The following is a 25,529-nucleotide window of genomic DNA, read 5'->3' as shown; positions in this document are numbered from 1 at the left end:
TAAATAAATAGGCAATAGTTTTACCCTAACTAATAACCTAACCAAATAATAAATCATGAAAAAGTTTAATTCTAGCTCAATAATGTCGTTCTGGATGTTATTGCTATTTATTCTTCCAGCAATGGTTTTTTCACAAGAAAAAAGCAGTATTTCTGGACAAGTATTCGATGAAAACGGACAAACAGCACCGGGAGCAAATGTTGTTATTCAAGGCACTTCACAAGGAGTGAGCACAGATGTAGATGGAGGATATACATTCCCGAATCTTATTGCAGGAAGTTACATTATTCTAGTTACAAACGTAGGATATAAATCAACTCAAAAGAGCATTACAATTAAGGACGGAGAAAATTCAAAAGCCGACTTTCATTTAGAGGCGGAATCACAAAGTTTGAAAGAAGTAGTCGTTACAGGATCATCAAACCCAAGGTCAAAACTAGAATCGAGTATTGCAATTACGACTTTAGGAGCAAAAGCAATCGAGAGCAGAGCGCCAATAAGTACAGCAGATATTCTCCAGACTATTCCGGGATTTGTTGTAGAAACATCGGGAGGAGAAGTAGGGAATAACCTTTTTGCAAGAGGAATTCCATCGGCAGGAGCCTATGAATATGTGCAAATACAGGAAGATGGTTTAGCCGTTTTTGAAGATGGAGCTTTGCAATTTGCAAATGCAGATAACTGGTACAGACTAGACGAAACAGTAAGCAAAATGGAAGCAGTTCGAGGAGGTTCAGCATCAATTTTTGCATCGAATGCACCAGGAGGAATTGTCAATTTTATTTCGAAAACAGGACAAAATGAGTTTCAGGGAAAAGCAAAACTTACCGTTGGAGATTACGGATTATTCCGTACCGATCTTAATTTAGGAGGAGCATTGGTTAAAGATAAACTGTTTTTTAATGTAGGAGGATTTTATAGAGCCGATGACGGAATAAGAAAAACTGGTTTCACTGCAAACAAAGGAGGACAAGTAAAAATGAACCTTACTTATAAGTTTGATGACGGAGGATATTTGAGATTAAATTACAAAAAACTAGATGACAGGAATACATTCTATTTACCAATTCCATTAAAAAGCAATAACGGAAAAGTAGAAGGAGTAGCTGGGTTTAATCCAAATTATGGAACGCTAACTTCTGCCAACTTTTCTCATCTAAGTGTACCACAATATGGAGGTGGAACTTTTAATGCCGATTTAGAAGATGGAGTTCACCCAGTTGTAGATGCTATTGGAGCCGAATTTAAAAAGAAAGTAGCCGATAAAGTTACCATAAAAAACGCATTCAGAAATACTAAAATAGACTTGAATTACAATGCAATTTATAGTAGTGGCGGACCATGGACACAAGATGGTTATGCAACAGATATACAAAAATTAGCTCCAGCAAACACAGGAGATTTAAGTTATACTTATGTAGATAATAATACAGCATTAGATCCAAATGCATTAATAATGAGAGCAGATCATTGGTATATTCACAAGCAAATGGAAAATTTTGCTAATAATTTGTCTTTTAATTTCGATTTAAAACCTGTTAATCTTACTGTTGGGTATTATTACTCTAACTGGAAATCAAAACAATACTGGAACTGGAGTAACTACCTGGTAGATGTTACCGATAGTCCAAGATTAGTAAATGTAAATAATACGGCAAGCGGAATTGCACATACCTGGAACGGAATAGAAAGAATTACCTGGCTTGAAAGAGATGCAGAGACAAAAGGAAAATTAAATGATTTTTATGTTGATGCCGAAATCCAAGCTACAGATAATCTAACGTTTAACGCTGGTGTGAGATACGATAAAAATGTATATTCAGGGTATAGAGATAATGCACGTTTTGGTGCAGAGAATCTAGGAGTTCTGGATAATAATACAGCCGATGATGCGGTAACTACAATACAAGGAAATCCTTATACATACTGGAAATATGATGTAAGTGAGTTTTCATATACAGCAGCAGGGAATTATAAGTTTAATGAAAACATGGCATCTTACATAAGATATAGTCACGGTTTTAGATCACCAATCGAAGAGTCATTTTATGACAATGCTAAAGATTTGAGTAAACTAGAAAATACGTTTGTAAACCAATTAGAATTGGGGTATAAATATGCTAATTCATTCCTTTCGGTAAATGCCAATTTGTTTCACATGAATTTAAAAAACGTTGCCTTTACAGATATATTGGCAGACGGAACTTCTGAAAATAAATTTGCCGATGTAAACAATTTAGGGTTAGAAGTAGAAACTAATCTGAGATATAGTATTGCTAGATTGAACTTTAATTTTACAGTTCAAAATCCAGAGTATGATAATTTTACAGGTCAAAATGCCGATGGAAGTACGTTTAATTTTAACGGAAACACGGCTCGTAGAATCCCTAAATTCTTTTGTGTAATAAGACCAGAAGTTGATATAACCAAAAGATTATCAGGATATGTTCAGTATTCTTATTTTGATAAAAAATATACAAATCAGGATAACGAACAAGTTTTACCAGCTTTTAAAGAAGTTGGAGCAGGTTTAAGCTACATCGTTAACAATTTAAGATTTGCTGTTGATGGAACTAATTTATTCAATGAAATTGGTTTAACAGAAGGAAATCCAAGACAATCAACATCAGATACAGATGTGTTTTTGGCAAGACCTATTTTAGGACGCGCTTTCAGATTTTCTGTAGCAATCAACTTTTAGTTTATATATTAATTAGTTCAGCCAAATGCTGTTTTAATAACGGCATTTGGTTTTTTGTTACATTCGTTAGTAAATCAATATGTTAAGATGAAAAAAGCAGGAATAACAGCAGTATTATATCTCAATTACTTTGTATTTGCAATATTACTAAACAGCGTTGGGATAGTAATTTTAAAAGCGCAAAAAAATTATGGCGTAAATGAATTACAAGCTAGTATTCTAGAAGCTTTTAAGGATTTGCCTATTGCAATTGTATCGTTTTTAATAGCTTCATTTTTACCAAGAATAGGCTATAAAAAAGCAATGCTTATCGGGTTAGGATTGGTAACTTTTGCCTGTATTGCCATGTATTATGGCAACTCTTTTAATTATGCTAAATTGCTTTTTGCAACCGTAGGAGTTTCTTTTGCTTTGATAAAAGTATCCGTTTATTCGCTTATTGGTACAGTAACCAATAATCAGAAAGAGCACAACGCTTTAATGAGTAGTGTCGAAGGTGTTTTTATGATAGGAATTGCGCTGGCATATTTTTTATTTCCAGCTTTTAATAATGATACTAATCCCGATTCCTGGCTTAATGTGTATTGGTTTTTAGCTTTATTGACATTACTATCATTTGGCTTTTTATTCTTTATAAAAATAGAAAAACCTGTAGAAATTCCTGGGGCTAATCTTGCCGATGATTTTGTACAAATGATAAAACTAATGGCAAAATCATTAGTTATAGTTTTTGTAGTAAGTGCTTTTTTATTCGTAATGATTGAGCAGGGAATCATGTCTTGGTTGCCAACATTTAATGATAAAGTGCTTCACCTATCAGAGAATAATAGTATAATGATGGCAAGTATTCTGGCTATTTCACTGGCAATAGGAAGAATCTTGGCGGGAGAAATCACCAAAAAAATAAACTGGATCTGGGTATTGAGTTTCTGTATTATATGCGCTATGCTCATTGTGATTTTTGTATTGCCAAAAGCAGTAGGACTAGAGGTAAAAACGATTCATTCTTTTAGCGAAATTCCATTAATAGGTTTTGCATTTCCGCTCGTAGGATTATTTATTGCACCTATTTATCCATTGCTCAATTCAGTTATATTAAGTGCTCTGCCTAAAAAGTTGCATAGCTCCATGACCGGATTAATTGTAGTGTTTTCTGCATTGGGCGGAACGATAGGTTCAAGGATAATAGGATGGCTATTCCAAAATCAAGGACCACAAAATGCATTTTATTACACATTGATTCCGATGTCATTATTATTGGTCTCATTCTTTATATTAAAAAAAATAACTACTAAAAATGAAATTTAAACTAAACATAAATCAGACGCTTCAGAGATTATTAGCACAAGAAGACACGGATGGTGATAAAAAAATTACGATTGACGATAATGGACCAAAGAGTTTTTTATTGGAAGACGAAAATGGAAATTCTCTAAATGTTGAAGGAACTTATTATCTGTCTAATTTATTACAGGAATTGGCATTGGCTAAAAAAAGCAATTCAGAATTCGCAGAAATAGATAGTGCCGAAATAATAGAGAATCCTGTAGGCCGTATTTCCAGAAAAATAAAGGATTTATATTGGAACGGATTAACCAGAACTATCGATGCAAAAGGTGTTGCAAAAATTGTAGAAGATGAAAAGATAGAAAATGTAATTTCTTATTTATATGTTCCCGCAACAGATGCTGTCGCTTTTGAGTATTTTAAAAATTTAGAAGCATCCATTCCGAAGTTAAAAGTGGTTCAGCTAGCCGAAGATATTTCATCAGAATATGTTTTGACTTTAAATAAAAAACCTGGGATTTTGGCTTTGGCATTGCAACAAGATAATAAGGAGATAAAAGGTATTCCATTTGTAGTTCCGGGAGGCAGGTTTAACGAAATGTATGGTTGGGATAGTTATTTTATAGCTATTGGACTTTTGCTAGACAATAAACCAGAACTTGCGGTAGGAATTGCCGAGAATTTTAAATATCAAATAGACCATTATGGTAAGATTCTTAATGCCAATAGAAGTTATTATTTAACGAGAACACAACCTCCATTATACACTTCTTTAATTGTTGCGATTACAGAAAATTCTAAGCCAGAAAAAGACTGGATTGCAAGACATCTTCATACTGCAATAAAAGAATATCAAACCGTTTGGATGCAAGAGGGGAAGAGGCTTACGCCAAATGGACTAAACCGATATAAAGCAGAAGGAATTGGACTTCCGTTTGAAGTTGAGGTAGGACATTTTGATGATGTTCTGGAAAAATACGCATTGTTATATAATTTGCCATTAAGAGAATTTGAAAAGAAATATCTTGATAGAGAAATTACCGATACGAGTCTGGATGCTTATTTTGTTCACGATCGCAGCATGCGAGAAAGTGGTCATGATACAACCAATCGATTTGTAAATGTTTGTGCCGATTTAAACACGATAGATCTAAATAGTTTGCTTTATAAATATGAAACGGATATTGCTTTATTGATTGAAACAGAGTTTGATAATCAATTTACAGATGAGAAACACACAACATATTCTAGTGAATATTGGAAAGAAAAAGCAGCTTTAAGAAAAGAGAAAATTAATGAATTGCTTTGGGATAAGAATGCAGGGATTTATTACGATTATAATTTTATAAAGAATGAACCACATCCATTTGATGCAGCAGCAACATTTTATCCGCTTTGGGCAAAATTATGCAGCAAAGAGCAAGCGGAAGTTTTAGTAAAAAAGGTGTTGCCTAAATTTAAATTAAAAGGAGGAATCGCAGGAAGTACCAAAGAAGCAATTGATGATCTTGATGTAAACTCTCCACAAAGACAATGGGATTATCCTTTTGGGTGGGCGCCACATCAAATGTTTTTATGGGAAGGATTACTGAACTATAATTATATAGATGAAGCTCAGGAAATGGTTTATAGATGGTTATGGCTTATTACTCGCAATGCGGTAGATTATAACGGAACTATTCCTGAGAAATTTAATTTAGAAACCAGTTCCCTTAAAATATTTGCCGAATATGGAAATGTAGGTACAGCATTCGATTATATTACCGAAGAAGGTTTCGGTTGGATGAATGCTTCATATCAGCTTGGATTAAGTATTTTAAAAACAGAATTAAAAGGGGAGTTAGATAAACTAACAGATCCAGATACATTGTTTTAGAACAAATAACAAAGAGGCTGTCCGAAAAATAATTTTCAGATAGTCTCTTTGTTTATTGAGATAATGCCTATTTTTTTTAAATCATTGATGAAGAAAGTCCCAGCGGGACGTTATATTTATAGTAATTTTAATTGTAATCAAAAGAAACCCCATCGGGGTGACATATATAGCAATCTAAAGGAAAATCAAAATATCGCTCCGCTGTAGCAATTATCTATCATATCTTCTGAAAATTTCAAAAAAATAAAAGAGCCTAAGAATTAATATTCTTAGGCTCTTTTTTAATGTAATAATGAAATTTTATGGAGTCGTTGCTGGCTCTTCTTTTTTCTTTTTCTTAAACAAACCGTTTAATAAATCACTCGCTTTATTAGTTACTTCTTGAGTGGTTTTTTCTTTATTTGCTGCACCCGCTTTTGTTGTATCTTTTGATTTGGTGTTTTTATTAATCAAATCAGTTAAAGCACTTGTTCCCTGTTTTGTAAGTTTTTCTTTTTGCTGATTTACCAATTGAGTGGTTAAACTCGTAACGGCACTTTTCATATCAGTAGAAACTTTCGGGTTAGAAAAATTCCCAGTCAATAATGCGTTAATCGGAATGTTTTGCAATTTAGCAGCATCGGCAGGAGACATTTTAGCAATAAAAGCATTTGCCTCAGATCCAAGATATTTTGCAGGAACATCTAATTTGATATTATAGTTCATCGTTTGGTCAAAACCATGAGTTCCGCCAACAGTGATTTTAATATCTTGATATTTAATGTCAAATGGTTTTACATTTACTTTTCCATTGTCAAAAGTTAGGGCTGCTTTAATATCATTCAAATTCACTTTATTCATATCAATGAATTTAATATTTGAAGTTAAAGCATTTAATACAGTTGAATTTTTAGAGTTTATAGTAGTTGAAAGTAATTGTCCTAATAAATCTCCTGAAATCGAATTTAAGTCGGGAGTTAATTCCTTCGCATCTAGATTTCCGTTAAGTTTAATAGTCGAATTTAATTTACCATTGATGATTCCTGCTATAGGAGCAATTTTTTTCATCATATCTAGTTGCGTAAAAGTCTGTGCAATATCAACCTGATTGAAACCTAAATTCATATCAAAAGTAGGAACTTTCGCTTTTGTAGAAACAGTTCCGTTTACCCCAATTGTACCCCCGAAAATAGATGTTTTAAAGTTCTCCAAAGTTGCTTTTTCATCCTTTACAATTATCTTTCCAGATACATCTTTTAGTTTCAAATTATCATACACAACAGTATTTGCTTTAGCAGATAATGTACAATTTAAGAAAGCTGGGATTTTCATTGCTTCAGCTGGTTTTGCCTTAGCTTTAGTATCAGTTTCTGTTTTAGCTGGAGCAGGTTCTCCTGTAGTCATAAAATCATCAACAACCAATTGGTTTGAACTCATGTTGAAGTTTCCTCTTAACTCTTGTTTCTTAAACATAAAACCGTAGAAGTTTTCAAGAACACCATTAATGCTAATATCACTTTTTCCAGTTGTAGCATCAAATTGTTTTAAGTTAATCGTACTAGGATTAAACTGAACCAATGCAGTACTAATATTCATCGATTTGTTGTTCTCATCTGTATATTTAAAACCAGATAAGCTCATTGTACCCGCATTTTTTATGTTTTGGTATTGACTTTTTTCAACCGAAGCCATATCAAAATTAGTAGTAACATCAGCTTTTAAAATTCCAGCCAATGGTTTATCCATTTTTATAGGATACGCTTTAGAAAGGTTGGCTAAGTTAATAGTTCCTTTTAATGCCGCATCTACAATAGGATTTACAGTAATGTTTTTGATATTTGCTTTAGCGTTAAAAACATCCTGATCAATCTTGAACGAAAGTTTATCTAAATTTACATAAGTATCATTTAAAATCCCCGTTTCGTTTATAATCTTAGTATCGATTACAATGTTTTGAACTGATTTTGGTAAGTTCGGATATTTAAACGAAGCATTGTTGGATGCAATTGCAACATTAAATTTAGGAACCGTAGTGTCAGATAATAATCCTTTAGCAAATCCTGCAACAGTAAAATCTCCTGTAGTTTTTACACCATCTAATCCAGATGCATACGCAGAAGGGATTAAACCTAAGAAGTTTGTAAACGATGAGGTTGGAGTTTTAAACTTCAAATCATATTGTTGACCTTCTTTAACCATTTGGATAAAACCATCAAATTCTAATGGTAATTGATTAATTAAAGCTTTGTTCTCTTTAAAGGTATATTTACTTTTTTCTAAATCGATACCTAAAACCGCATCAAGAGTTAATGATACATTTTTCATGTAATTTATCTTGTCCATATCCAAAGATACTTTTGCAGTCGATTTTGTAGTTAAGTCCAATTGCGAAGCTGTGAAATCTCCTTTTCCTTCGTGGTTTAAACTATCGATAACCATTTTAATTTTAGAACCCTGATCAAAATATCTAAAAGTGAAATTTTCGATTTTATAGCCTTTTATTTTTAAAGAAAGAGGCTTGCTATCTGTTTTGTCTTCCTTTTTAGAGTTGTCTTTTATAGCAATGTCAAAATTTCCAACACCATTTTTGTCGAATATAATATTCACTAATCCGTTTTTGGTATCAATTCCTTGAATGCTCAAAGGTTCGTCTTTTCCTTTGAAAAGTTCTTTGATGCTCATTTTTAAATTCAACTCACCTAAAGAAATAAGTGTATCTCCCTCAAAAGGAGCTTTATTTATAATCACTAATTTTTCGATAGATACGTTAGCATTCGGGAAGTTTTTAAATAAACTCAAATCGGCATCAACAAAACTAACCTTAGCGTCAACACTCTCATTGATAGCTTCGGATATTTTGGCTTTTATCTGATCTTTAAAAAAATACGGAATGGCAAATAGTGTTGCAATCAGTAAAACAATTACTATTCCTGCGATTTTTAGAATTTTCTTTACATTCATATACTGAGTTATTTGGATTCAATTATTGCAAGCAAATTTTATGCCTGCTTCTTGCAAAAATAGACTTTTATGCGTAATCCTCTTTGTAATTTTTTCATAAAATGGATTTTCCGCATAATTATTTGTGGGATTTATCTGTTTTTTAACTGCAAAAAAAATAGCCTACTGCATATCGAGGGGCGACTATGAGTAAGCTATTCAAAAAAATAAACAGGTTATATTCGTTAAGAACTTTACCTGCGTAAAGTGTCTTAAATACTTGTATAAGTATACTTCTAATATTTTGCTAAAGTAGCTACAACATATACTTAGATGTGTTACCAGTAAATTAAACCTGAGTTAACTTTAAGCGGTTTATGTAAAATAAAAAAACCGTTTAAGTTAGACTCAAACGGATTGTAATTATAATGAAGTTGTAATTATTGAATGGTAATTTGAAACGGAATCATGGCTTGAACGCCTTTCTTGTTTTGTAACCTTTTTATTTGTTCAATAATAACATAATTGTCTTCGCCTATTTCTTCTTTAAGGAAAGCTTCTTTAGATTTTGCAAAAGGTAAATTTTGCAACATATCATTAAATTTCTTATCGTATTCTGGATAGTTTTGTGTACTGAAACTTTTTATTTTAGCCAGACTCGCAGCTTCGGCGATAGCATCATTTAAACCACCAATTTTATCTACAAGACCAATTTTTACAGCCTCAGAACCAGACCAAACTCTTCCTTGTGCAATAGCATCTACTTGCTCAAAAGTCATTTTTCTTCCTTCGGCAACATGAGATACAAATGTTTTGTAAATATGTTCAACGCTTTCTAGTGTTACGGCTTTAAAGTTTTCATCCATAGGTACAAACGGACTATATCTGGCTGAGTTTTCGTGAGTTTTTACTTGTTCAGTATTAATTCCTAGTTTAGTTGCTAGAGGAGTAAAGTTTGGTAACACACCAAAAACTCCGATAGAACCTGTTATTGTATTGCTTTCGGCAAATATTTTATTAGCGTTACATGCAATATAATATCCTCCTGATGCAGCATAATTACCCATAGAAACAACTACAGGTTTTACTTTTTTGGTTAATTCTATTTCTCTCCAAATCAAATCAGAAGTTAAGGCACTTCCTCCCGGACTGTCGATTCTTAATACAATTGCTTTCACATCTTCATTTTTGCGAGCTTCTTGCAAAGAACGACGCATAGATCCTTCGCCAATAACGGTAACATCACCTTCGCCACTTTGTATTTCTCCTTGTGCATAAATAATCGCTATTTGGTCGCCAGAAGTATCTGAACTCATTGCAGTAGTAATAATATTTTGAGTATAATCAGAAATAGAGATTTTATTATAATCATCATCACCAGTTACTTTTAATGCTTTTTTGATGGCATTATGATACACATCTTCGTAAGCGATAACATCTATAAGACGTTCTGCTTTTGCCATTTCTGGAGTTCTGGCCAAAAGACCATTTGCGATTTCATTTAATCGCGTAACTGGAATGTTTCGGCTTTTAGAAATATCAGCAACTACAGAACTCCATATTGAGTTTAATAAAGCGCCAGTTTGTTCTCTGTTGGCATCACTCATTTTATTTTCAAGAAATGGTTCAACAGCACTTTTATATTTTCCATGACGAATTACTTCCATATGGATACCTGATTTATCCTGAAAATCTTTAAAGAACATAATTTCTGATGATAGTCCTTTAAAATCTAAATCTCCAACAGGATTTAAATAAATAGTATTCGCAACCGAGTTTAAATAATATTCTTTTTGCGAATAAGCATTAGAATAAGCCATTACAAATTTTCCTGATTTTTTAAAACTTTCAAGAGCATTACGTAATTCTTTACTTTGTGCCATTCCTAAAGAAGATACATCATTAAGGATAGAGATTCCTTTTATGTTTTCATCTGTTTTTGCAACTTCTATAGCATTAATAATATCTGTTAAGCCAATGCTTTTTTGCTCTGAAAAAATAGTAACCCAAGGGTCTTTATATTTCCCTGCATAATCATTTTGTATTTTTCTTAAATCGAGCTCAATTACAGAGTCACTTTTTATTGTAACAGCATTACTGTCGCCACCAAAAACTGCGGCTAATAACATTATTCCGAAAAAGGATAGCATGAAAAAAACAAAAATACCGATTACGGTAGCTAGTACATTTCCTAAAAATTTCATAATTACATTTTTTTAATAAGTAGCAAAAAAGCTAAAATGTTACAAATCGCGACTTTATATTTTTTTATTTTGTTATAAGTCGTTACACAAATATATTGCTATTTCTAAAATACTTTTAGTTAATTTGCATCTAATTATGAAATCACAGCATCAGGTCGTTTTATCACTAGGAAGTAACCAAGGGAACAGGTTAGAAAATATCGAAAACTGCATTAATTTGATACATCAGGAAATAGGAACTGTTGTTCAGGTTTCGAGATTATATGAAACACCTGCTTGGGGTTTTGAGAGTGATGCGTTCTATAATTGCGCTTTGGTTTTACATACAAATACATCGGCACAAAAAATATTAAATCAGGTTTTAAAAGTCGAAAAGCAATTAGGGCGTATTCGTTCAGAACAACAAGGATATCAATCCAGGCTTATAGATATTGATGTGATTATTTTTGAAGATGAAGTTATTGATACTGATAAACTTCAGATTCCACATCCTTTGATGCAAAACCGAAATTTTGTTTTGTTGCCTATTCAGGATTTAAACTTAAACTGGAAACATCCGATTCTTCAAAAAACAATTCCAGAATTAATTGCAATAACACCCGACGATAGTGTTTGTACGGTTGTTCAGAATCTGAAAAATCCATTGCAGGAAATTCCGATGCAGCGATTTAATTATATTGCTTTTGAAGGGAATATTGGTGCAGGAAAGACAACTTTGGTTCATAAAATAGCCGACGATTTTAATGCCAAAACAGTATTAGAACGTTTTGCAGATAATCCCTTTTTACCTAAATTCTATAAAGATCAAAACCGATATGCTTTTCCGCTCGAAATGTCTTTTCTTGCAGATCGTTATCAGCAATTATCAGATGATTTAGCTCAGTTTGATTTGTTTAAAGATTTTATCGTAGCCGATTATCATATTTTTAAATCATTGATTTTTGCCAAAATTACACTTGCAGAAGATGAATATCGCTTGTATCGCAACTTGTTTGATATTATCTATAAGGAAATGCCAAAACCAGATTTGTATGTTTATTTATATCAAAATACAGAGCGGTTACTGCACAATATAAAAAAACGTGGCAGAAGTTACGAGCAAAATATTTCGGCAGATTATTTAGATAAAATCAATAATGGATATTTAGAATATATTAAATCACAACCAGATTTAAATGTACTGATTATTGATGTTTCAGATCGTGATTTTGTAAAAAGACATGAAGACTATCTTTTTGTTTTGGAAGAAATTAAGAAGAAAATAGGGTAGTTATTCTTTTCTTAACCAACCCAAAATTCGATCATTGTCAATTATCCATTTGCCTTCTTTTTCAATTAAAGAAAAAACTTCTCTCGATTTGCTAAACGGACCTGGATTTTGCTGTATTATTTCAATCTCATTATCAGTAACATTCGAAACAATTGCAACGTGTCCAAATCGATTAAAGATGGTTCCGCTATAAATTAAAAGATCATCTGCTTTTGGTTTGCTCACACTCGGATTAGTGTATTGTACCAAATCTCTATTTTCGTTTCTTTGGCCATCTTTAAGATTTGCGTTAAAAAAGTCTTTGGCATGACCATAACTATCAGGCATTTTATGATTAAAATGTTCGTAATAATATCTTTTTACAAATTCTACACATTGGTATTTTAAGCCAAGATTGTAATTGTCTGTAGTAAGATTTCTATCAGTAACATTATTTACTCCACCATTGTAATATACGCGAACACCATTTAAGCTGTCCAGAGGTTGACCTATGGTATGTTCTGTATTAAAATTGAATTTTTTAAAAGCCCATATTCCTGAGAAAAGAAATATCGATACTCCAATTAAGATATAAGTCCTGCGTTTAAGTTTCATTGTAATAGTAATGTCGTTGTTCTTATTTTGGCCAATTCATTTTTTGGAATAAATCCCAAACAACGATCCCTGCACTTACAGATATATTAAGGGAATGTTTAGTTCCTAATTGCGGAATTTCGATACAACCATCGCAAATGGCAACGGCTTCCTGAGCTACGCCATATACTTCGTTTCCAAAGACCAAAGCGTATTTTTTACCCTTTTCAACTTCAAAATCTTGTAGAAAAATGGCACTTTCTACTTGTTCGATTGCCAGAGTTGTAACGTTTTCTTTTTTTAGATTTTCAATTACTTCCAATACATTTTCATGATGTTCCCAAGTAACAGTTTCGGTTGCTCCAAGTGCCGTTTTATGAATTTCTTTGTTAGGTGGAGTAGCAGTAATACCGCACAAGATTATTTTTTCTATCAAAAAAGCATCAGCAGTACGAAAAACAGAACCTATGTTGTGTAAACTACGAATGTCGTCTAATACTAATATAAGAGGTGTTTTGTCTGAATTTTTAAAGTCGGCAATGGTTTTTCTTTCGAGTTCGCTGTTTTCGAGTTTTCTCATAATTGTTTTAAATTCTAGTAATAAAAAAAGCTTCCAAATATTAAGGAAGCTTTTCGTTTATTTTGTGTTGTTTTACGATTTAGCTTTTTGGAGCTTCATCTGCTAAAACTGTACCTTTAATAGTAAGTATTTTAGTTGGCTGTCCAGCTGCATTAGATGTAACTGTTACAGTTTTTGTAAATGCACCAACTCTGTCAGTAGCATATTTTACACCAATAATACCTTTAGCTCCTGGAGCGATAGGCTCTTTTGGAGAAGTTGGTACTGTACAACCACAAGAACCTTGTGTGTTAGTGATGATTAATGGTTTGTTACCGTTGTTAGTAAAAACAAATTCACGTTTTCCATCTGCATTGTGTGCAATTGTACCGTAATCTATAACTTCATTAACGAAAACCATTCCAGCACCATCAACTTTAGCAGCTTTAGCTTTAGCTTGAGCGTTAGATGTAGCAACACTTAACACTGTAAACATTGCAAGTAAAATTATTTTTTTCATTTTTAGTTTTATTTTTTAATTATTAACAAATTTATATAAAATAATGAAAACGAAACTTAAAATTGCCTTAAAAATATTTTAATTTTTTCAGGGATTCTTTATTCGCTTTAAAATTTATAAATTCGCTGTCATAAAATTTCATTTAAAAACATAGTAATTTGGCAGCGAAAGAGAAAGTGGTGAAAGAAACACCTTTAATGAAACAGTACAACGAAATCAAGAGAAAATATCCTGATGCATGTCTGCTTTTTAGAGTTGGCGATTTTTACGAAACCTTTGGGGAAGACGCTATTAGAGCTTCTAAAATTCTAGGAATAACATTAACGAAACGTGGTGCGGGTTCAGAAACCGAAACGGCTTTGGCTGGTTTTCCGCATCATTCTATTAATACATATTTACCAAAATTGGTAAAAGCAGGACTTCGTGTAGCGATTTGTGATCAGCTGGAAGATCCTAAAATGACCAAAACAATCGTAAAAAGAGGGGTTACAGAACTGGTTACTCCGGGAGTTTCTCTTAACGATGAAGTATTACAGTCGAAAACTAATAATTTTTTGGCATCGGTTTATTTTACTAATAAAAATATCGGTGTTTCATTTCTGGATGTTTCTACAGGAGAATTTCTTACTGCGCAAGGAAATGCGGAGTACATAGATAAGTTATTGCAAAATTTTAATCCAAGTGAAGTTTTAGTTCCAAAGCATAATAAGAGTGATTTTAAAGATGCCTTTGGAGAAGATTTTCATAGTTTTTATTTAGAAGATTGGATTTATAAGGAAGATTACGCTTTTGAGATTTTGACGAAACATTTCCAGACCGTTTCCTTAAAAGGTTTTGGAATAGAAGAATTAAAAGAAGGAATCATTGCTTCGGGAGCAATCTTGTATTATTTATCCGAAACACAACATAATAGAGTACAACATATAACTGCAATTCAGCGTATCGCCGAAGATGCTTATGTATGGATGGATCGTTTTACGATTCGTAATCTAGAATTGTATCATAGTTATAACCCAAATGCAGTTACGCTTTTGGATGTTATCGATAGAACGCTTTCGCCAATGGGTGGGCGTTTGCTAAAACGATGGTTGGCATTGCCTCTTAAAGATAGTAATAAGATAAAAAGCCGTCATGAAGTAGTAACGTATCTAAAGGAGAATCAAGAAGTATTACACGATATTCAGTATCAAATTAAGCAAATATCCGATTTAGAACGTTTGATTTCTAAAATTGCAGCGGGGAAAGTTTCTCCTCGTGAGATTGTTTATTTAAAGGAATCTCTGGATGCTATAATTCCGATAAAAGAACTTGCACTTAAAAGCCCGCAAGAAGCGGTAAAAGTTATAGGAGATAGTTTGCATAGTTGTGAATTATTGCGTGAGAAAATTAAAACGACCTTAAATCAGGAATCAGCACCAGTATCTATTAATAAAGGAAACGCTATTGCAAAAGGGATCAGTGAAGAACTGGATGATTTACGAGCAATATCGACTTCAGGAAAAGAATATTTAGAAGGGATTGAAACCAGAGAATCGCAAAGAACAGGGATTACTTCTTTGAAGATATCATTCAATAATGTTTTTGGATATTATATCGAGGTTCGAAATACGCATAAAGACAAAGTACCTGCAGAATGGATTCGTAAACAAACGTTGGTAAATGCAGAGCGTTATATTACTGAGGAATTAAAAGAATACGAAACTAAAATTCTAGGAGCCGAAGAGAAAATTCATAAAATAGAGTTGGAGCTTTTTGAGCAATTAGTTTCTTGGATTACAACATATATCAAGCCCGTGCAAATGAATGCAAGCTTGGTAGCACAATTAGATTGCTTGTGTTCGTTTACGCAACTAGCAATCGAGAATAAATATGTTTGTCCGGAAATAGATGAAACTTTCGAATTAGAAATTAAAAACGGAAGACATCCTGTTATCGAAAAACAATTACCGGTTGGAGTACCTTATATCGCTAATGATGTTTTCTTAGATAGAGAAACACAACAAATAATAATGATTACTGGACCCAACATGTCTGGTAAGTCTGCTATTTTGCGTCAAACAGCTTTAATTGTGTTGCTGGCTCAAATGGGAAGTTTTGTTCCTGCGGACAGTGTTAGGATGGGAATGGTTGATAAGATATTTACCAGAGTAGGAGCTTCGGATAATATTTCGATGGGAGAATCGACTTTTATGGTCGAGATGAACGAAACAGCTTCTATCCTGAATAATATCTCAGATAGAAGTTTGGTATTGTTAGATGAGATAGGAAGAGGAACTAGTACTTATGATGGAATTTCGATTGCGTGGGCAATTGCAGAGTTTTTACATGAGCATCCGTCAAGACCTAAGACTTTATTTGCTACGCATTATCATGAGTTAAATGAAATGACTGATTCGTTACCAAGAATCCAGAATTATAATGTTGCTGTAAAAGAATTAAAAGATACTGTTCTTTTTATTCGAAAACTGGTAAAAGGAGGTAGCGCACATAGTTTTGGTATTCATGTGGCAAAAATGGCTGGAATGCCTCAAATTGTAATCTTGAAAGCACAGAAGCTTTTAAAGAAACTAGAGAAGGATCATTCGAGCGATGCGCTAAACGGAGTTAAATCAGATAGTGATGAAATGCAAATGAGTTTCTTTAATCTGGATGATCCATTATTAGAAGAGATAAAAGAAGAGATCTTAAATCTTGATATAAATGCGATAACCCCAGTAGAAGCGCTGATGAAGCTTAATGAGATAAAAAGAATGATTACGAGGAAATAATTTCAATTTTTAAAGAATACGTTATCAGAATGTTATGTTTTTTGTGTAATTTTTTTTCAAAAAAGGCTTGTTTAATTCAATAAATGTCCTAAATTTGCACTCGCAATACAGAACAATTCAAGTGTTGTAGTTCTTAAATAAAAATGAAATGCGAAAATAGCTCAGTTGGTAGAGCGCGACCTTGCCAAGGTCGAGGTCGCGGGTTCGAGCCCCGTTTTTCGCTCAACATCACATAATGCTCGGATGGTGAAATTGGTAGACACGCTGGACTTAAAATCCAGTGAACAGCAATGTTCGTGCGGGTTCAAGTCCCGCTCTGAGTACTAAAACCTCTTCTTTTTGAAGGGGTTTTTTTATTTTATAAAAGTTTGTAATCTTAAAAGTAAACTCAATAATACTTGATTATGAGCTTTGAGTAAATCTTCGTTGGTTTTGAAATCAGTAATCTAGAAGTCTTGGGGTTTTGTAATCAACAATCTAAAAATTTAAAATATAAATGGGTGCTTTCGTAATAAGTAAGAGGTTTAATGATGAGTATAAATTTGTGTTTACTTCCAGAAAAGGCAAAGTGATATTTACAAGTTTGAGTTACGAGTTGAAGTTTGAGGGTGAAGAGGATATTGAGAGGTTTAAGGCAAATATTGATCAGGCTAGGTTTTTGAAATTTAAAGGTTCTGGTGGTAAGTATTTTTTTAAATTGATGTTGGGTGAGGTTCATTTTGCTACAAGTCGAAAATACACTACAGAATTGCTTTTGCAGAAAGGAGTTAAGGAAATAGTAACTTATGCTGCGAGGTCTGAAACTTTAGATTTTTCATCAAGTGAATCTATTTTTGAAGATGAAGTTGTTGAGGAGGAGATGGAAGATTAGGAAAGTGATAAATTTCAATAAAAAGAAATCCCAAATTCCAATACTGTAAAAGGTTGGGATTTGGGGTTTTTTTTTACTTTTTAAATTCTATTGCTTGAATTTGGACCCGAGCGATAGTGAACAGGCGAAGCAATTTTAAAATATTAGAATTTCAAAAAATATAAGCGCAAAAAAAAAACCATCTCAAGGATGGTTTTAAAAATTTTAGAATCTAGGTTCTAATTATTTTTTTGCAGCTTCAGTTGCAGTTTTAGCAGCATCAGTAGCAGTAGCAGCAGCAGAATCAACTACAACAGCAGCAGAATCAACTACAGCAGCAGCAGAATCAACAACAACAGCAGCAGAATCAACTACAGCAGCAGCGTCGTCAGCAGGAGCAGCGTCAGCTTTTTTACAAGATACAACAGTTAAAACAGCAACAACAGCTAAACTTAAAAATACTTTTTTCATCTTACTTTATTATAAAAGGTTAATTATTAATTCGTGGCAAAGATATAAATTTTTTAATATGTAAAATATTTTTTTATTTTTTTTTTAAAATATTCTTCGTTGCCTACGTTTATCTTATTATCAATTAACGTGCCAAAAACGTTAAAAAGCTTTTAGAGGTAATGAATTAATGTTTAAAGGGGTGTTTTTTAGTAAAAGGTACTCGGCAAGACTAGTAAATACGGTATTTTTTTATTTTTTATTGGATTAATCTCTGTAGAAATGGATTGATATTGGTTGTGAAAATTTGAAATTCTAATTTATTTTATCTGGAAACAGTCGAAAAATTATGATTTGAATAACATGTTTTATGATAATTTAGGGAGAGAGATTAAATAGTACTCATAATTTTATCGGTAGCTCCCTTCTTGTTTTGAACGTAAGACTTACAAATTAATCCTTTCTCGTTAAGGTGGTTTTTATCTGTAATAAGGTTGTTAAATTCTTTTTTCAGTTCTTCCGTAGTAGTAATAGATATGCAGCCTCCTAATTGTACAAGTTCTGTGGCTTCGGCAAAATGGGAATAATTTGGTCCAATTATAATAGGAAGACCAAAAGTTGCAGGCTCGAGAATATTATGAACACCCGGATTTCCGAAACCACCGCCTACATAAGCAATCGTTGCGTAGCTATATATCTTGGTTAATATTCCGATAGTGTCAATTATAAATACATCATAATCTGCTAGGTTCTTGCCTTCTTTTTCAGAAAACAGAATTGTCTTCTTAGTAATAGATTGTTGCAGACTTGTAATTTGTTCTGGTTTGATATTATGTGGAGCGATAATAAATTTTACACGCTCTTGGGTAGTATTGATATATTCTGTTAGTAAAACTTCGTCCTTAGGCCATGAACTGCCAATAACAATAGTAGTTGTATTGTTTTTAAACTCAGCAATAAAATCTAAAGTATTATCACGTTCCAAAATAGCAACAACACGATCAAATCGGGTATCACCCGAAATAATTACGTTCTTATATCCGATAGATTCGATTTTGTTTTTGGAGTTTTCGTTTTGAACAAAAAAATAAGTAAAGGCATCAAGCGCTTTTTTATAAAAACCACCATACCATTTAAAGAATATCTGATTGTCTCTAAAAATTCCCGAAACTAAATAAGTAGGGATATTGTTTTTCTTTAGTTCATTAAGGTAGTTTAGCCAGAATTCATATTTGATAAAGAATACCATTTCTGGGTGAGCAAGTTTTAGAAATTGCTTAGCATTATATTTAGTGTCCAATGGTAAATAAAGCGTTACATCGGCAACAGTATTATTCTTTCTTACTTCATAACCTGAAGGGGAAAAAAAAGTAACAATGATTTTATGGGAAGGGTATTTTTCTTTTACTTTTTCAATAACGGGTAATCCTTGCTCGTATTCGCCTAGTGAAGCAGCGTGAAACCAAATCGTTTTGTCTGAAGGTTTTATCTTTTCTTTAAGGATAGTAAAAACATCTTTTCTTCCGTTTACAAAAAGTCTGATTTTTGGACTAAAAAGGGCTACTATTTTTAATAAAAAGGCTACAACAAAAACGATTATATTGTATAGAAAAAGCATAGTTAAATATTTGGGGCTAAAATACGTTTCTTTCAATTATTTTCATTGGTTTAAACTCATTAAATAACTATTTTTGTTGCTCGTTTTCGGAAGTATTATTTTGAAGGTCAATAGAAATGTGGCTTTCTTTATTCGGGAACGCAAACTTTAAATTAGAATATCGAAATGAAAAAAATTCAAATGGTTGACTTAAAAAGTCAATATGATAAAATAAAAGTAGCTGTAAATGCTTCAATTCAAGACGTTTTAGATACAAATACATATATTAATGGACCATTAGTTCATGAATTCCAAAAAAATCTTGAAGCCTATTTAGGAGTAAAACATGTTATTCCTTGTGCAAACGGTACAGATGCATTGCAAATCGCAATGATGGGGTTGGATTTAAAACCAGGAGATGAAGTTATTACTGCCGATTTTACTTTTGCAGCAACTGTAGAGGTGATTGCTTTGTTGCAATTAACTCCAGTTTTAGTAGATGTTGAGATGGATAGTATGAACATTTCTATCGATGCAATTAAAAAAGCAATTACTCCAAAAACTAAAGCAATCGTTCCGGTACATTTGTTCGGACGTGCTGCTAATATGGATGCAATTATGGATCTTGCCAAGGAACATAATTTGTATGTAATCGAAGATAATGCACAAGCAATAGGAGCTGATTATGTTTCTAAATCTGGTGTTAAAACTAAAGTAGGAGTTATGGGGCATGTAGCTGCAACTTCTTTCTTTCCATCTAAAAATTTAGGTTGTTATGGAGATGGTGGAGCAATTTTTACAAATGATGATGCTTTGGCACACATTATTCGTGGAATTGTAAATCACGGAATGTATGAGCGTTACCATCATGATGTAGTGGGTGTAAATTCACGTTTAGATAGTATTCAGGCAGGAGTTTTAAACGTAAAACTTCCATTATTAGATGAATATAATAAAGCACGTCGTGAAGCAGCAACAAAGTATAATGCTGCATTAGCAGGTCATGCTAACATTATTACGCCTTCATTTAATGCTAACGAAAATGACCATGTTTTTCATCAATATACTTTGCGAATTATAAATGCAGACAGAAACGGATTGTTGCAACATTTACAGGATAAAGGAATTCCTTGTGCAATTTATTATCCAATTCCGTTGCATTCACAAAAAGCATATGTAGATGTTCGTTATAAAGAAGAATATTTCCCAGTAACTAATCAATTGGTGCAAGAAGTATTGTCGTTGCCAATGCATACTGAGCTTGACGATGAGCAAATTAAATTCATTACCGATAGTGTAATTGAGTTTTTAAAATAAACCAGACTAAATAAATAGCCAAAAAATAACCAAGAAATGAAAGTATTAGTAACAGGGGGATTAGGATTTATCGGTTCACATACCGTAGTCGAATTGCAAAATGAAGGCTTTGAAGTTGTAATAATTGATAATCTTTCTAATTCTTCAGAAGATGTTTTAAAAGGTATTGTAGCCATTACAGGTAAAACGCCTTTATTCGAAAAATTAGATTTAAGAGAAAAGACTGCAGTGCAAAACTTCTTTAAGAAATATAATGATGTTACTGGGGTAATTCATTTTGCGGCATCAAAAGCGGTTGGAGAAAGTGTTGAAAATCCACTTTTGTACTACGAAAACAATATTAGTAGTTTGGTGTATCTTTTACAAGAGTTACAGCAAAAACCTGAAGCTAGTTTTATATTTAGTTCTTCTTGTACGGTTTACGGTCAAGCCGAAAAAATGCCAATTACAGAAGATGCTCCTGTGCAACAACCAATATCTCCTTATGGAAATACCAAGAAAATTGGCGAAGAAATTATTAGAGATACTGCAAAAGCAACTAATATCAATGCTATTTTATTGCGTTATTTTAACCCGATTGGAGCGCATCCATCAACAGAAATAGGAGAGTTACCAATTGGAGTTCCTCAAAATTTAGTTCCTTTTATTACACAAACCGGAATCGGATTGCGTCAGGAATTATCAGTTTATGGAGATGATTATCCTACAACTGATGGTACTTGTGTTCGTGATTATATTCATGTCGTTGATTTAGCAAAAGCGCATGTTGTGGCTCTGCAAAGATTGTTGAATAAAAAGAATCTGGATAAAGTAGAAACATTTAATCTGGGTACAGGAAAAGGAAGTTCTGTTCTTGAGGTGATTACAAGCTTTGAAAAAGTAAGTGATAAAAAATTACCATACAAAATTGTAGCGCGAAGAGAAGGTGATATTACCGAGGCCTATGCAAATACAGCAAAAGCTAATGATGTGCTGGGGTGGAAAGCTCAATCAACGCTTGATGAAGCGATGAAGAGCGCTTGGAAATGGGAAGAAAAGATAAGAAATAAAGTTTCTTAATTTAAAATAGATAGTATTTTAAAAGTCCCAAATTATAGCATTATAATTTGGGACTTTTTTATTTAAAAGACATAGTATTAGCGATGCAACAAAAGCCAGATTATAAATTATATCTCTGTATGGCAACAGTAGGGATTGTGTGGGGAACAACTTTTTTAGGAATCAGGGTTGCGGTAGAAACAATTCCGCCATGGTTTGTAACTTCTATTCGTCAGGGGTTAGCAGGATTAATAGCGATGACTATTTTACTGTTTAAAAAAGAATTAAAATGGATTGGTTGGGAGAATTTTAAGCACCAATTAATTCCAGCTTTATTAATGATTGTAATTGCAAATGGTTTTACTACAGTTGCGGAACAAACTTTACCGAGTGGGTTAGCATCTATAATGAGTGCTTTATCACCAGTACTTATTTTTATAGGAAGTGTTTTATTCGGATTGCAAAAACCAAGCTTAAAAGGTGTTATAGGAGTAATAATTGGTTTTACAGGAGTTGTTTTTATTTTTAAAGATGGACTTGGTTCATTTTTAGATTCTAATTACCAACACGGACTTATATTTATGAGTTTAGCAATTTTAGGTTGGGCGGCAGGTACAATTTATACAAAGACTCACGCTCATAAATCGAATAATATTACGCTGAATTTATTTTATCAGTTTACAATTGCTACTTTGGTTCAGTTGGTTTTGGCATTTATTTTTTCTCCAAATCCAGATGTGAGCTTATGGAGTACGAGAAGTATTTTGGCAGCTTTGTATTTGTCTGTTTTTGGGTCTATACTTGCTTTTTTCTCCTATCATTATGCTTTAAAACGAGTAACGGCTATTCAGGTTTCTATTTTGTCTTACTTTAATACTATAATTGCAGTTTTTCTGGGGTGGTTGTTGTTGGATGAAGTAATCACTGTCGATTTTATTATTGCTACGGCACTTATTATATCAGGCGTTTTTATTATCAATTATAAAAAGAAAGAAAAAAAGATTGTATAAAAATCTTGTTTCTAATTAAATAGGAATCCCAAATTATTATTTATGATAGTTTGGGATTTTTTGTTTGGTGTAAAATGTTGTAAATTTGACTGTTAAATAAATTTATCATGAATGCTAAAAAAGAAAACTCCAAAATAAATAAAGTCGAAGAACCTTCGGTTGAATATGAGGTTTCTAAAGTTAAATTTAAGGGAATCGACAGGGCTACTTTTGATTTTGATGAAGAGATGAAAAAAGGATATACGCCCGAAGAAGCAAAAGCAGAATCTATTAAACGAATACGTGAGTGGTGGGGAAAATAATGCTTGCTTACACATCACATGTAATTAGTTATTTAGATGATTTGGTTCGTGTTTTATATAAAAATGACTATTTTGGTTTTATAGAAACAGCTGAAGAGTATGTTTTGAATATTTATGATTTTGTTTCTGGAAATATTAAATCAAGTCAGCATAGAATAACTCCTAAAAGAATACAATATTTAGGTTCAAATTACATTTTCTATAAAGTAAATAAAAGAACTACATGGTTTATTTTCTTCGAAAAGCAGAATGAAAACTTCTTGATTACGGGAATTTTAAATAATCATTGCGAAGAAGCAAATGTTTTGTAAATCTATTTTTATTGTAAAATTATATAACTGATACTTAACTCAGTGCTAACGTTTGTTGAGTGAAAATGGCATTTATTTGCTAAAAATATAAACTATGAACTCATTTCAAATTTTAAAAAGTACAATTTTCTTAAGTGCTGTAATTTTGTTATTGGCTTGTGATATGAATGATGATAATCAAACGCCCGAAAATGGAAAATATCCAACTTTAACAGGGGCAAATCCTATTGTAGTAGCTCATCGTGGTGCATCGGGTTATTTGCCAGAGCATACAATCGAAGGATATACAAAAGCTATAGAAATGGGAGCCGATTTTATAGAGCCCGATTTAGTAATGACGAAAGATGGACAACTAGTAGTTCGTCATGAACCAATGTTATCCGGAACTACAAATGTGTCAGAAATTCCAGCTTTTGCTTCTAAAAAAACTACCAAAAATATTGATGGTGCAATGATAACCGATTGGTTTGTTTCTGATTTTACTTTGGCAGAAATAAAACAATTAAAAGCAAAACAAGCTTTTGCGGAGCGTTCTCAAGCGTATAATAATAAATATTCGATTCCAACATTTGCAGAAGTTATTGCTTTGGCAAAACAGAAATCAGCACAATCAGGACGTGTTATAGGGATTTATCCTGAAACAAAACACCCTTCTTTTCATGAAGCATTAGGTTTAAAAATCACAGATAAATTATTAGAGATGTTAACTGCGGAAGGTTGGAACAGTGCTTCATCTCCAGTTTATATTCAGTCGTTTGAAGTTTCTAATTTGCAATATATCAGAAGTAAATCAACAGTTAAAATTATCCAGTTGTTAAGTTGCTATGATGTGGCTTTAAATGGTGATTTGATTTTTACAGTTCCCGAAGGAGAGATTATTTCTGATGGAAAACCGTATGATTGGCATTTAAAAGGAGACACTAGAGATTACGGATTTTTTAGAACTCAGGAAGGTTTGGATTTTGTTAAAACATATGCAAATGGTATCGGTCCTTGGAAGCCTTTTATTATTCCTTATAAAGGAACAGATGTAAATAAAGATGGAAAGGCTGATGATATAAATGCCGACGGGAAAGTAGATGATGCTGATAAAGAAGCGTTGTCGCCAACAACTTTAATTTCAGATGCGCATAAAAAAGGATTGTTAGTACATGCTTATACGTTTAGAAATGAAGGGAAACGATTGTTGAGTAATTATAAGAATAACCCAACTTTAGAATATCAGGCTTTCTATAAATTAGGATTGGATGGTGTGTTTTCTGATTTTACAGATACAGCTGTTCAGGCGAGATAATTTGCTTTTTGATATGAACTCTAATTCTGCAAGGTGTTTTTTAAGTCTTGTAGGTATGATATAATGTATATTCTAATATCCTAACAGGTTTTTAAAACCTGTTAGGATAATGTAGAGTTGTTATTTCGGATCGAAAGTTTGCGGGATTTTTTGGTTTTCTTTTTCTTTATCAAAAATCCAGGATATAATCCACCATCTTCCTTCGTTATAATAAAGTTGTATACTGTTAATGCCTCTTCGGGCAACAGGACCGTTTTTTACTAATCGAGTTTCGTAAGTGCTCCAAACGTGCGCAATATTTCCAAACACACGAACTTCTCTGTTTATTTCATTTTCATAGAAAGCTGTTTTTGCAACCATATCATCCGTTTCTTTGTGAAACTCTTTAAGAGACATAGTAGTATGTTGTAGTTTTCCTGCGGCGTTTTCTAATGGAAAAGAATAGATAGCATTTGAATCATGAAGTGAAAGGTCGCGTTCCCATTGTCTTTTTTCGCCAGCTTCTCCAGAAACTGCCTCATAAGTAGCTTTCATAATTCCATTAATAGTAGCTACATCTTCCTTTAGAGGATATTTTTGTGCATTCGAAATTTGTGTAGTCATAATAATAGCTAGTGTGATTTTTAAAATTGCTTTAATCATTACTGAATTGTTTAATGTTCAGGCAAATGAAAACAAAGTAT

20 protein-coding genes and 2 tRNA genes are annotated in these 25,529 nt (G+C 32.7%); 14 read left to right on the top strand and 8 right to left on the bottom strand.

Annotation, left to right across the window (positions count from 1 at the left end):
• Positions 1–55: 55 nt before the first annotated feature.
• The 3 genes from OA93_RS17220 to OA93_RS17210 all read left to right on the top strand — a co-directional run bounded on the left by OA93_RS17220 (position 56) and on the right by OA93_RS17210 (position 5,864).
• A complete protein-coding gene (locus OA93_RS17220) occupies positions 56–2,701 on the top strand; it encodes a TonB-dependent receptor (RefSeq protein ID WP_052259506.1) in 2,646 nt (881 codons plus the stop codon).
• 87 nt (positions 2,702–2,788) lie between these two features.
• Positions 2,789–4,009: an MFS transporter gene (locus tag OA93_RS17215; protein WP_039114794.1), complete on the top strand. Its 1,221-nt coding sequence runs from the start codon at positions 2,789–2,791 to the stop codon at positions 4,007–4,009.
• Positions 3,999–5,864: an alpha,alpha-trehalase gene (locus OA93_RS17210; protein WP_039114793.1), complete on the top strand. Its 1,866-nt coding sequence runs from the start codon at positions 3,999–4,001 to the stop codon at positions 5,862–5,864. The genes OA93_RS17215 and OA93_RS17210 overlap by 11 nt, the downstream gene beginning before the upstream one ends.
• Before the next feature lie 300 nt (positions 5,865–6,164).
• On the opposite strand, the gene OA93_RS17205 is transcribed toward OA93_RS17210, so the two are convergent.
• Positions 6,165–8,804: an AsmA-like C-terminal region-containing protein gene (locus OA93_RS17205; RefSeq protein WP_039114791.1), complete on the bottom strand. Its 2,640-nt coding sequence runs from the start codon at positions 8,802–8,804 to the stop codon at positions 6,165–6,167.
• Positions 8,805–9,223: 419 nt separating this feature from the next.
• Positions 9,224–10,987, bottom strand: coding sequence for a signal peptide peptidase SppA (gene sppA, locus OA93_RS17200; protein WP_039114790.1), 1,764 nt, complete (start codon positions 10,985–10,987; stop codon positions 9,224–9,226).
• 136 nt (positions 10,988–11,123) lie between these two features.
• Between sppA and folK the strand changes: the two genes are divergently transcribed.
• Positions 11,124–12,257 (top strand): 2-amino-4-hydroxy-6-hydroxymethyldihydropteridine diphosphokinase, encoded by a 1,134-nt coding sequence (gene folK, locus OA93_RS17195; protein WP_039114789.1) that lies wholly within the window; start codon positions 11,124–11,126, stop codon positions 12,255–12,257.
• Here the strand turns inward: folK and OA93_RS17190 are convergent, their stop codons facing one another.
• The 3 genes from OA93_RS17190 to OA93_RS17180 form a co-directional block, all read right to left on the bottom strand.
• Complete coding sequence (locus OA93_RS17190) at positions 12,258–12,851, bottom strand: CHAP domain-containing protein (RefSeq protein WP_039114788.1); 594 nt, start codon at positions 12,849–12,851, stop codon at positions 12,258–12,260.
• A gap of 22 nt (positions 12,852–12,873) precedes the next feature.
• Positions 12,874–13,410: an RNA methyltransferase gene (locus OA93_RS17185; protein ID WP_039114787.1), complete on the bottom strand. Its 537-nt coding sequence runs from the start codon at positions 13,408–13,410 to the stop codon at positions 12,874–12,876.
• A 79-nt stretch (positions 13,411–13,489) separates the two neighbouring features.
• Positions 13,490–13,909, bottom strand: a complete 420-nt coding sequence (locus tag OA93_RS17180) for a DUF1573 domain-containing protein (protein ID WP_039114786.1) — start codon at positions 13,907–13,909, stop codon at positions 13,490–13,492.
• A gap of 158 nt (positions 13,910–14,067) precedes the next feature.
• Here OA93_RS17180 and mutS point away from each other — a divergent pair, with 158 nt between their 5' ends.
• The 4 genes from mutS (at position 14,068) to OA93_RS17160 (ending at position 17,548) form a co-directional block, all read left to right on the top strand.
• Complete coding sequence (gene mutS / locus OA93_RS17175) at positions 14,068–16,677, top strand: DNA mismatch repair protein MutS (protein ID WP_039114785.1); 2,610 nt, start codon at positions 14,068–14,070, stop codon at positions 16,675–16,677.
• 150 nt (positions 16,678–16,827) lie between these two features.
• A tRNA-Gly gene (locus OA93_RS17170) sits at positions 16,828–16,900 on the top strand.
• A gap of 14 nt (positions 16,901–16,914) precedes the next feature.
• Positions 16,915–17,000, top strand: a tRNA-Leu gene (locus OA93_RS17165).
• 173 nt (positions 17,001–17,173) lie between these two features.
• Complete coding sequence (locus tag OA93_RS17160; protein WP_039114784.1) at positions 17,174–17,548, top strand: hypothetical protein; 375 nt, start codon at positions 17,174–17,176, stop codon at positions 17,546–17,548.
• Between the two features lie 222 nt (positions 17,549–17,770).
• Here OA93_RS17160 and OA93_RS17155 read toward each other — a convergent pair whose 3' ends face one another.
• Both OA93_RS17155 and OA93_RS17150 read right to left on the bottom strand, forming a co-directional pair.
• Complete coding sequence (locus tag OA93_RS17155; RefSeq protein WP_035617948.1) at positions 17,771–17,998, bottom strand: hypothetical protein; 228 nt, start codon at positions 17,996–17,998, stop codon at positions 17,771–17,773.
• A gap of 370 nt (positions 17,999–18,368) precedes the next feature.
• The gene (locus OA93_RS17150) at positions 18,369–19,595 is read right to left on the bottom strand and encodes a glycosyltransferase N-terminal domain-containing protein (protein ID WP_039114783.1); all 1,227 of its coding nucleotides are present in this window, start codon (positions 19,593–19,595) and stop codon (positions 18,369–18,371) included.
• A 165-nt stretch (positions 19,596–19,760) separates the two neighbouring features.
• Between OA93_RS17150 and OA93_RS17145 the strand changes: the two genes are divergently transcribed.
• The 6 genes from OA93_RS17145 (at position 19,761) to OA93_RS17120 (ending at position 24,846) form a co-directional block, all read left to right on the top strand.
• Positions 19,761–20,891 (top strand): DegT/DnrJ/EryC1/StrS family aminotransferase, encoded by a 1,131-nt coding sequence (locus tag OA93_RS17145; RefSeq protein ID WP_039114782.1) that lies wholly within the window; start codon positions 19,761–19,763, stop codon positions 20,889–20,891.
• A gap of 36 nt (positions 20,892–20,927) precedes the next feature.
• Positions 20,928–21,950: a UDP-glucose 4-epimerase GalE gene (gene galE, locus OA93_RS17140; protein WP_039114781.1), complete on the top strand. Its 1,023-nt coding sequence runs from the start codon at positions 20,928–20,930 to the stop codon at positions 21,948–21,950.
• An 83-nt stretch (positions 21,951–22,033) separates the two neighbouring features.
• Complete coding sequence (locus tag OA93_RS17135; protein ID WP_039114780.1) at positions 22,034–22,939, top strand: EamA family transporter; 906 nt, start codon at positions 22,034–22,036, stop codon at positions 22,937–22,939.
• Positions 22,940–23,046: 107 nt separating this feature from the next.
• A complete protein-coding gene (locus OA93_RS17130; protein WP_039114779.1) occupies positions 23,047–23,241 on the top strand; it encodes a hypothetical protein in 195 nt (64 codons plus the stop codon).
• Complete coding sequence (locus OA93_RS17125; RefSeq protein WP_131474499.1) at positions 23,226–23,552, top strand: hypothetical protein; 327 nt, start codon at positions 23,226–23,228, stop codon at positions 23,550–23,552. Before OA93_RS17130 ends, OA93_RS17125 begins: the two co-directional genes overlap by 16 nt.
• A 94-nt stretch (positions 23,553–23,646) precedes the next feature.
• Positions 23,647–24,846: a glycerophosphodiester phosphodiesterase gene (locus tag OA93_RS17120; protein WP_039114776.1), complete on the top strand. Its 1,200-nt coding sequence runs from the start codon at positions 23,647–23,649 to the stop codon at positions 24,844–24,846.
• A gap of 120 nt (positions 24,847–24,966) precedes the next feature.
• On the opposite strand, the gene OA93_RS17115 is transcribed toward OA93_RS17120, so the two are convergent.
• Complete coding sequence (locus tag OA93_RS17115) at positions 24,967–25,488, bottom strand: hypothetical protein (protein ID WP_240474750.1); 522 nt, start codon at positions 25,486–25,488, stop codon at positions 24,967–24,969.
• Between the last annotated feature and the right edge of the window lie 41 nt (positions 25,489–25,529).

The sequence above is a fragment of the Flavobacterium sp. KMS genome, assembly GCF_000813005.1.
Taxonomy (GTDB): domain Bacteria; phylum Bacteroidota; class Bacteroidia; order Flavobacteriales; family Flavobacteriaceae; genus Flavobacterium.
This window is presented reverse-complemented; position numbering and strand designations above follow the sequence as displayed.

What these genes read in the sequence shown, in the direction of transcription:
- OA93_RS17185 (WP_039114787.1), bottom strand. Translation starts at nt 13,410, where the DNA reads ATGAGAAAACTCGAAAACAGCGAACTCGAAAGAAAAACCATTGCCGAC.
- OA93_RS17155 (WP_035617948.1), bottom strand. Translation starts at nt 17,998, where the DNA reads ATGAAAAAAGTATTTTTAAGTTTAGCTGTTGTTGCTGTTTTAACTGTT.
- OA93_RS17145 (WP_039114782.1), top strand. Translation starts at nt 19,761, where the DNA reads ATGAAAAAAATTCAAATGGTTGACTTAAAAAGTCAATATGATAAAATA.
- galE (WP_039114781.1), top strand. Translation starts at nt 20,928, where the DNA reads ATGAAAGTATTAGTAACAGGGGGATTAGGATTTATCGGTTCACATACC.
- sppA (WP_039114790.1), bottom strand. Translation starts at nt 10,987, where the DNA reads ATGAAATTTTTAGGAAATGTACTAGCTACCGTAATCGGTATTTTTGTT.
- OA93_RS17180 (WP_039114786.1), bottom strand. Translation starts at nt 13,909, where the DNA reads ATGAAAAAAATAATTTTACTTGCAATGTTTACAGTGTTAAGTGTTGCT.
- folK (WP_039114789.1), top strand. Translation starts at nt 11,124, where the DNA reads ATGAAATCACAGCATCAGGTCGTTTTATCACTAGGAAGTAACCAAGGG.
- OA93_RS17160 (WP_039114784.1), top strand. Translation starts at nt 17,174, where the DNA reads ATGGGTGCTTTCGTAATAAGTAAGAGGTTTAATGATGAGTATAAATTT.
- OA93_RS17115 (WP_240474750.1), bottom strand. Translation starts at nt 25,488, where the DNA reads ATGATTAAAGCAATTTTAAAAATCACACTAGCTATTATTATGACTACA.
- OA93_RS17150 (WP_039114783.1), bottom strand. Translation starts at nt 19,595, where the DNA reads ATGCTTTTTCTATACAATATAATCGTTTTTGTTGTAGCCTTTTTATTA.
- OA93_RS17220 (WP_052259506.1), top strand. Translation starts at nt 56, where the DNA reads ATGAAAAAGTTTAATTCTAGCTCAATAATGTCGTTCTGGATGTTATTG.
- OA93_RS17135 (WP_039114780.1), top strand. Translation starts at nt 22,034, where the DNA reads ATGCAACAAAAGCCAGATTATAAATTATATCTCTGTATGGCAACAGTA.
- OA93_RS17120 (WP_039114776.1), top strand. Translation starts at nt 23,647, where the DNA reads ATGAACTCATTTCAAATTTTAAAAAGTACAATTTTCTTAAGTGCTGTA.
- OA93_RS17210 (WP_039114793.1), top strand. Translation starts at nt 3,999, where the DNA reads ATGAAATTTAAACTAAACATAAATCAGACGCTTCAGAGATTATTAGCA.
- OA93_RS17215 (WP_039114794.1), top strand. Translation starts at nt 2,789, where the DNA reads ATGAAAAAAGCAGGAATAACAGCAGTATTATATCTCAATTACTTTGTA.
- OA93_RS17205 (WP_039114791.1), bottom strand. Translation starts at nt 8,804, where the DNA reads ATGAATGTAAAGAAAATTCTAAAAATCGCAGGAATAGTAATTGTTTTA.
- OA93_RS17130 (WP_039114779.1), top strand. Translation starts at nt 23,047, where the DNA reads ATGAATGCTAAAAAAGAAAACTCCAAAATAAATAAAGTCGAAGAACCT.
- OA93_RS17190 (WP_039114788.1), bottom strand. Translation starts at nt 12,851, where the DNA reads ATGAAACTTAAACGCAGGACTTATATCTTAATTGGAGTATCGATATTT.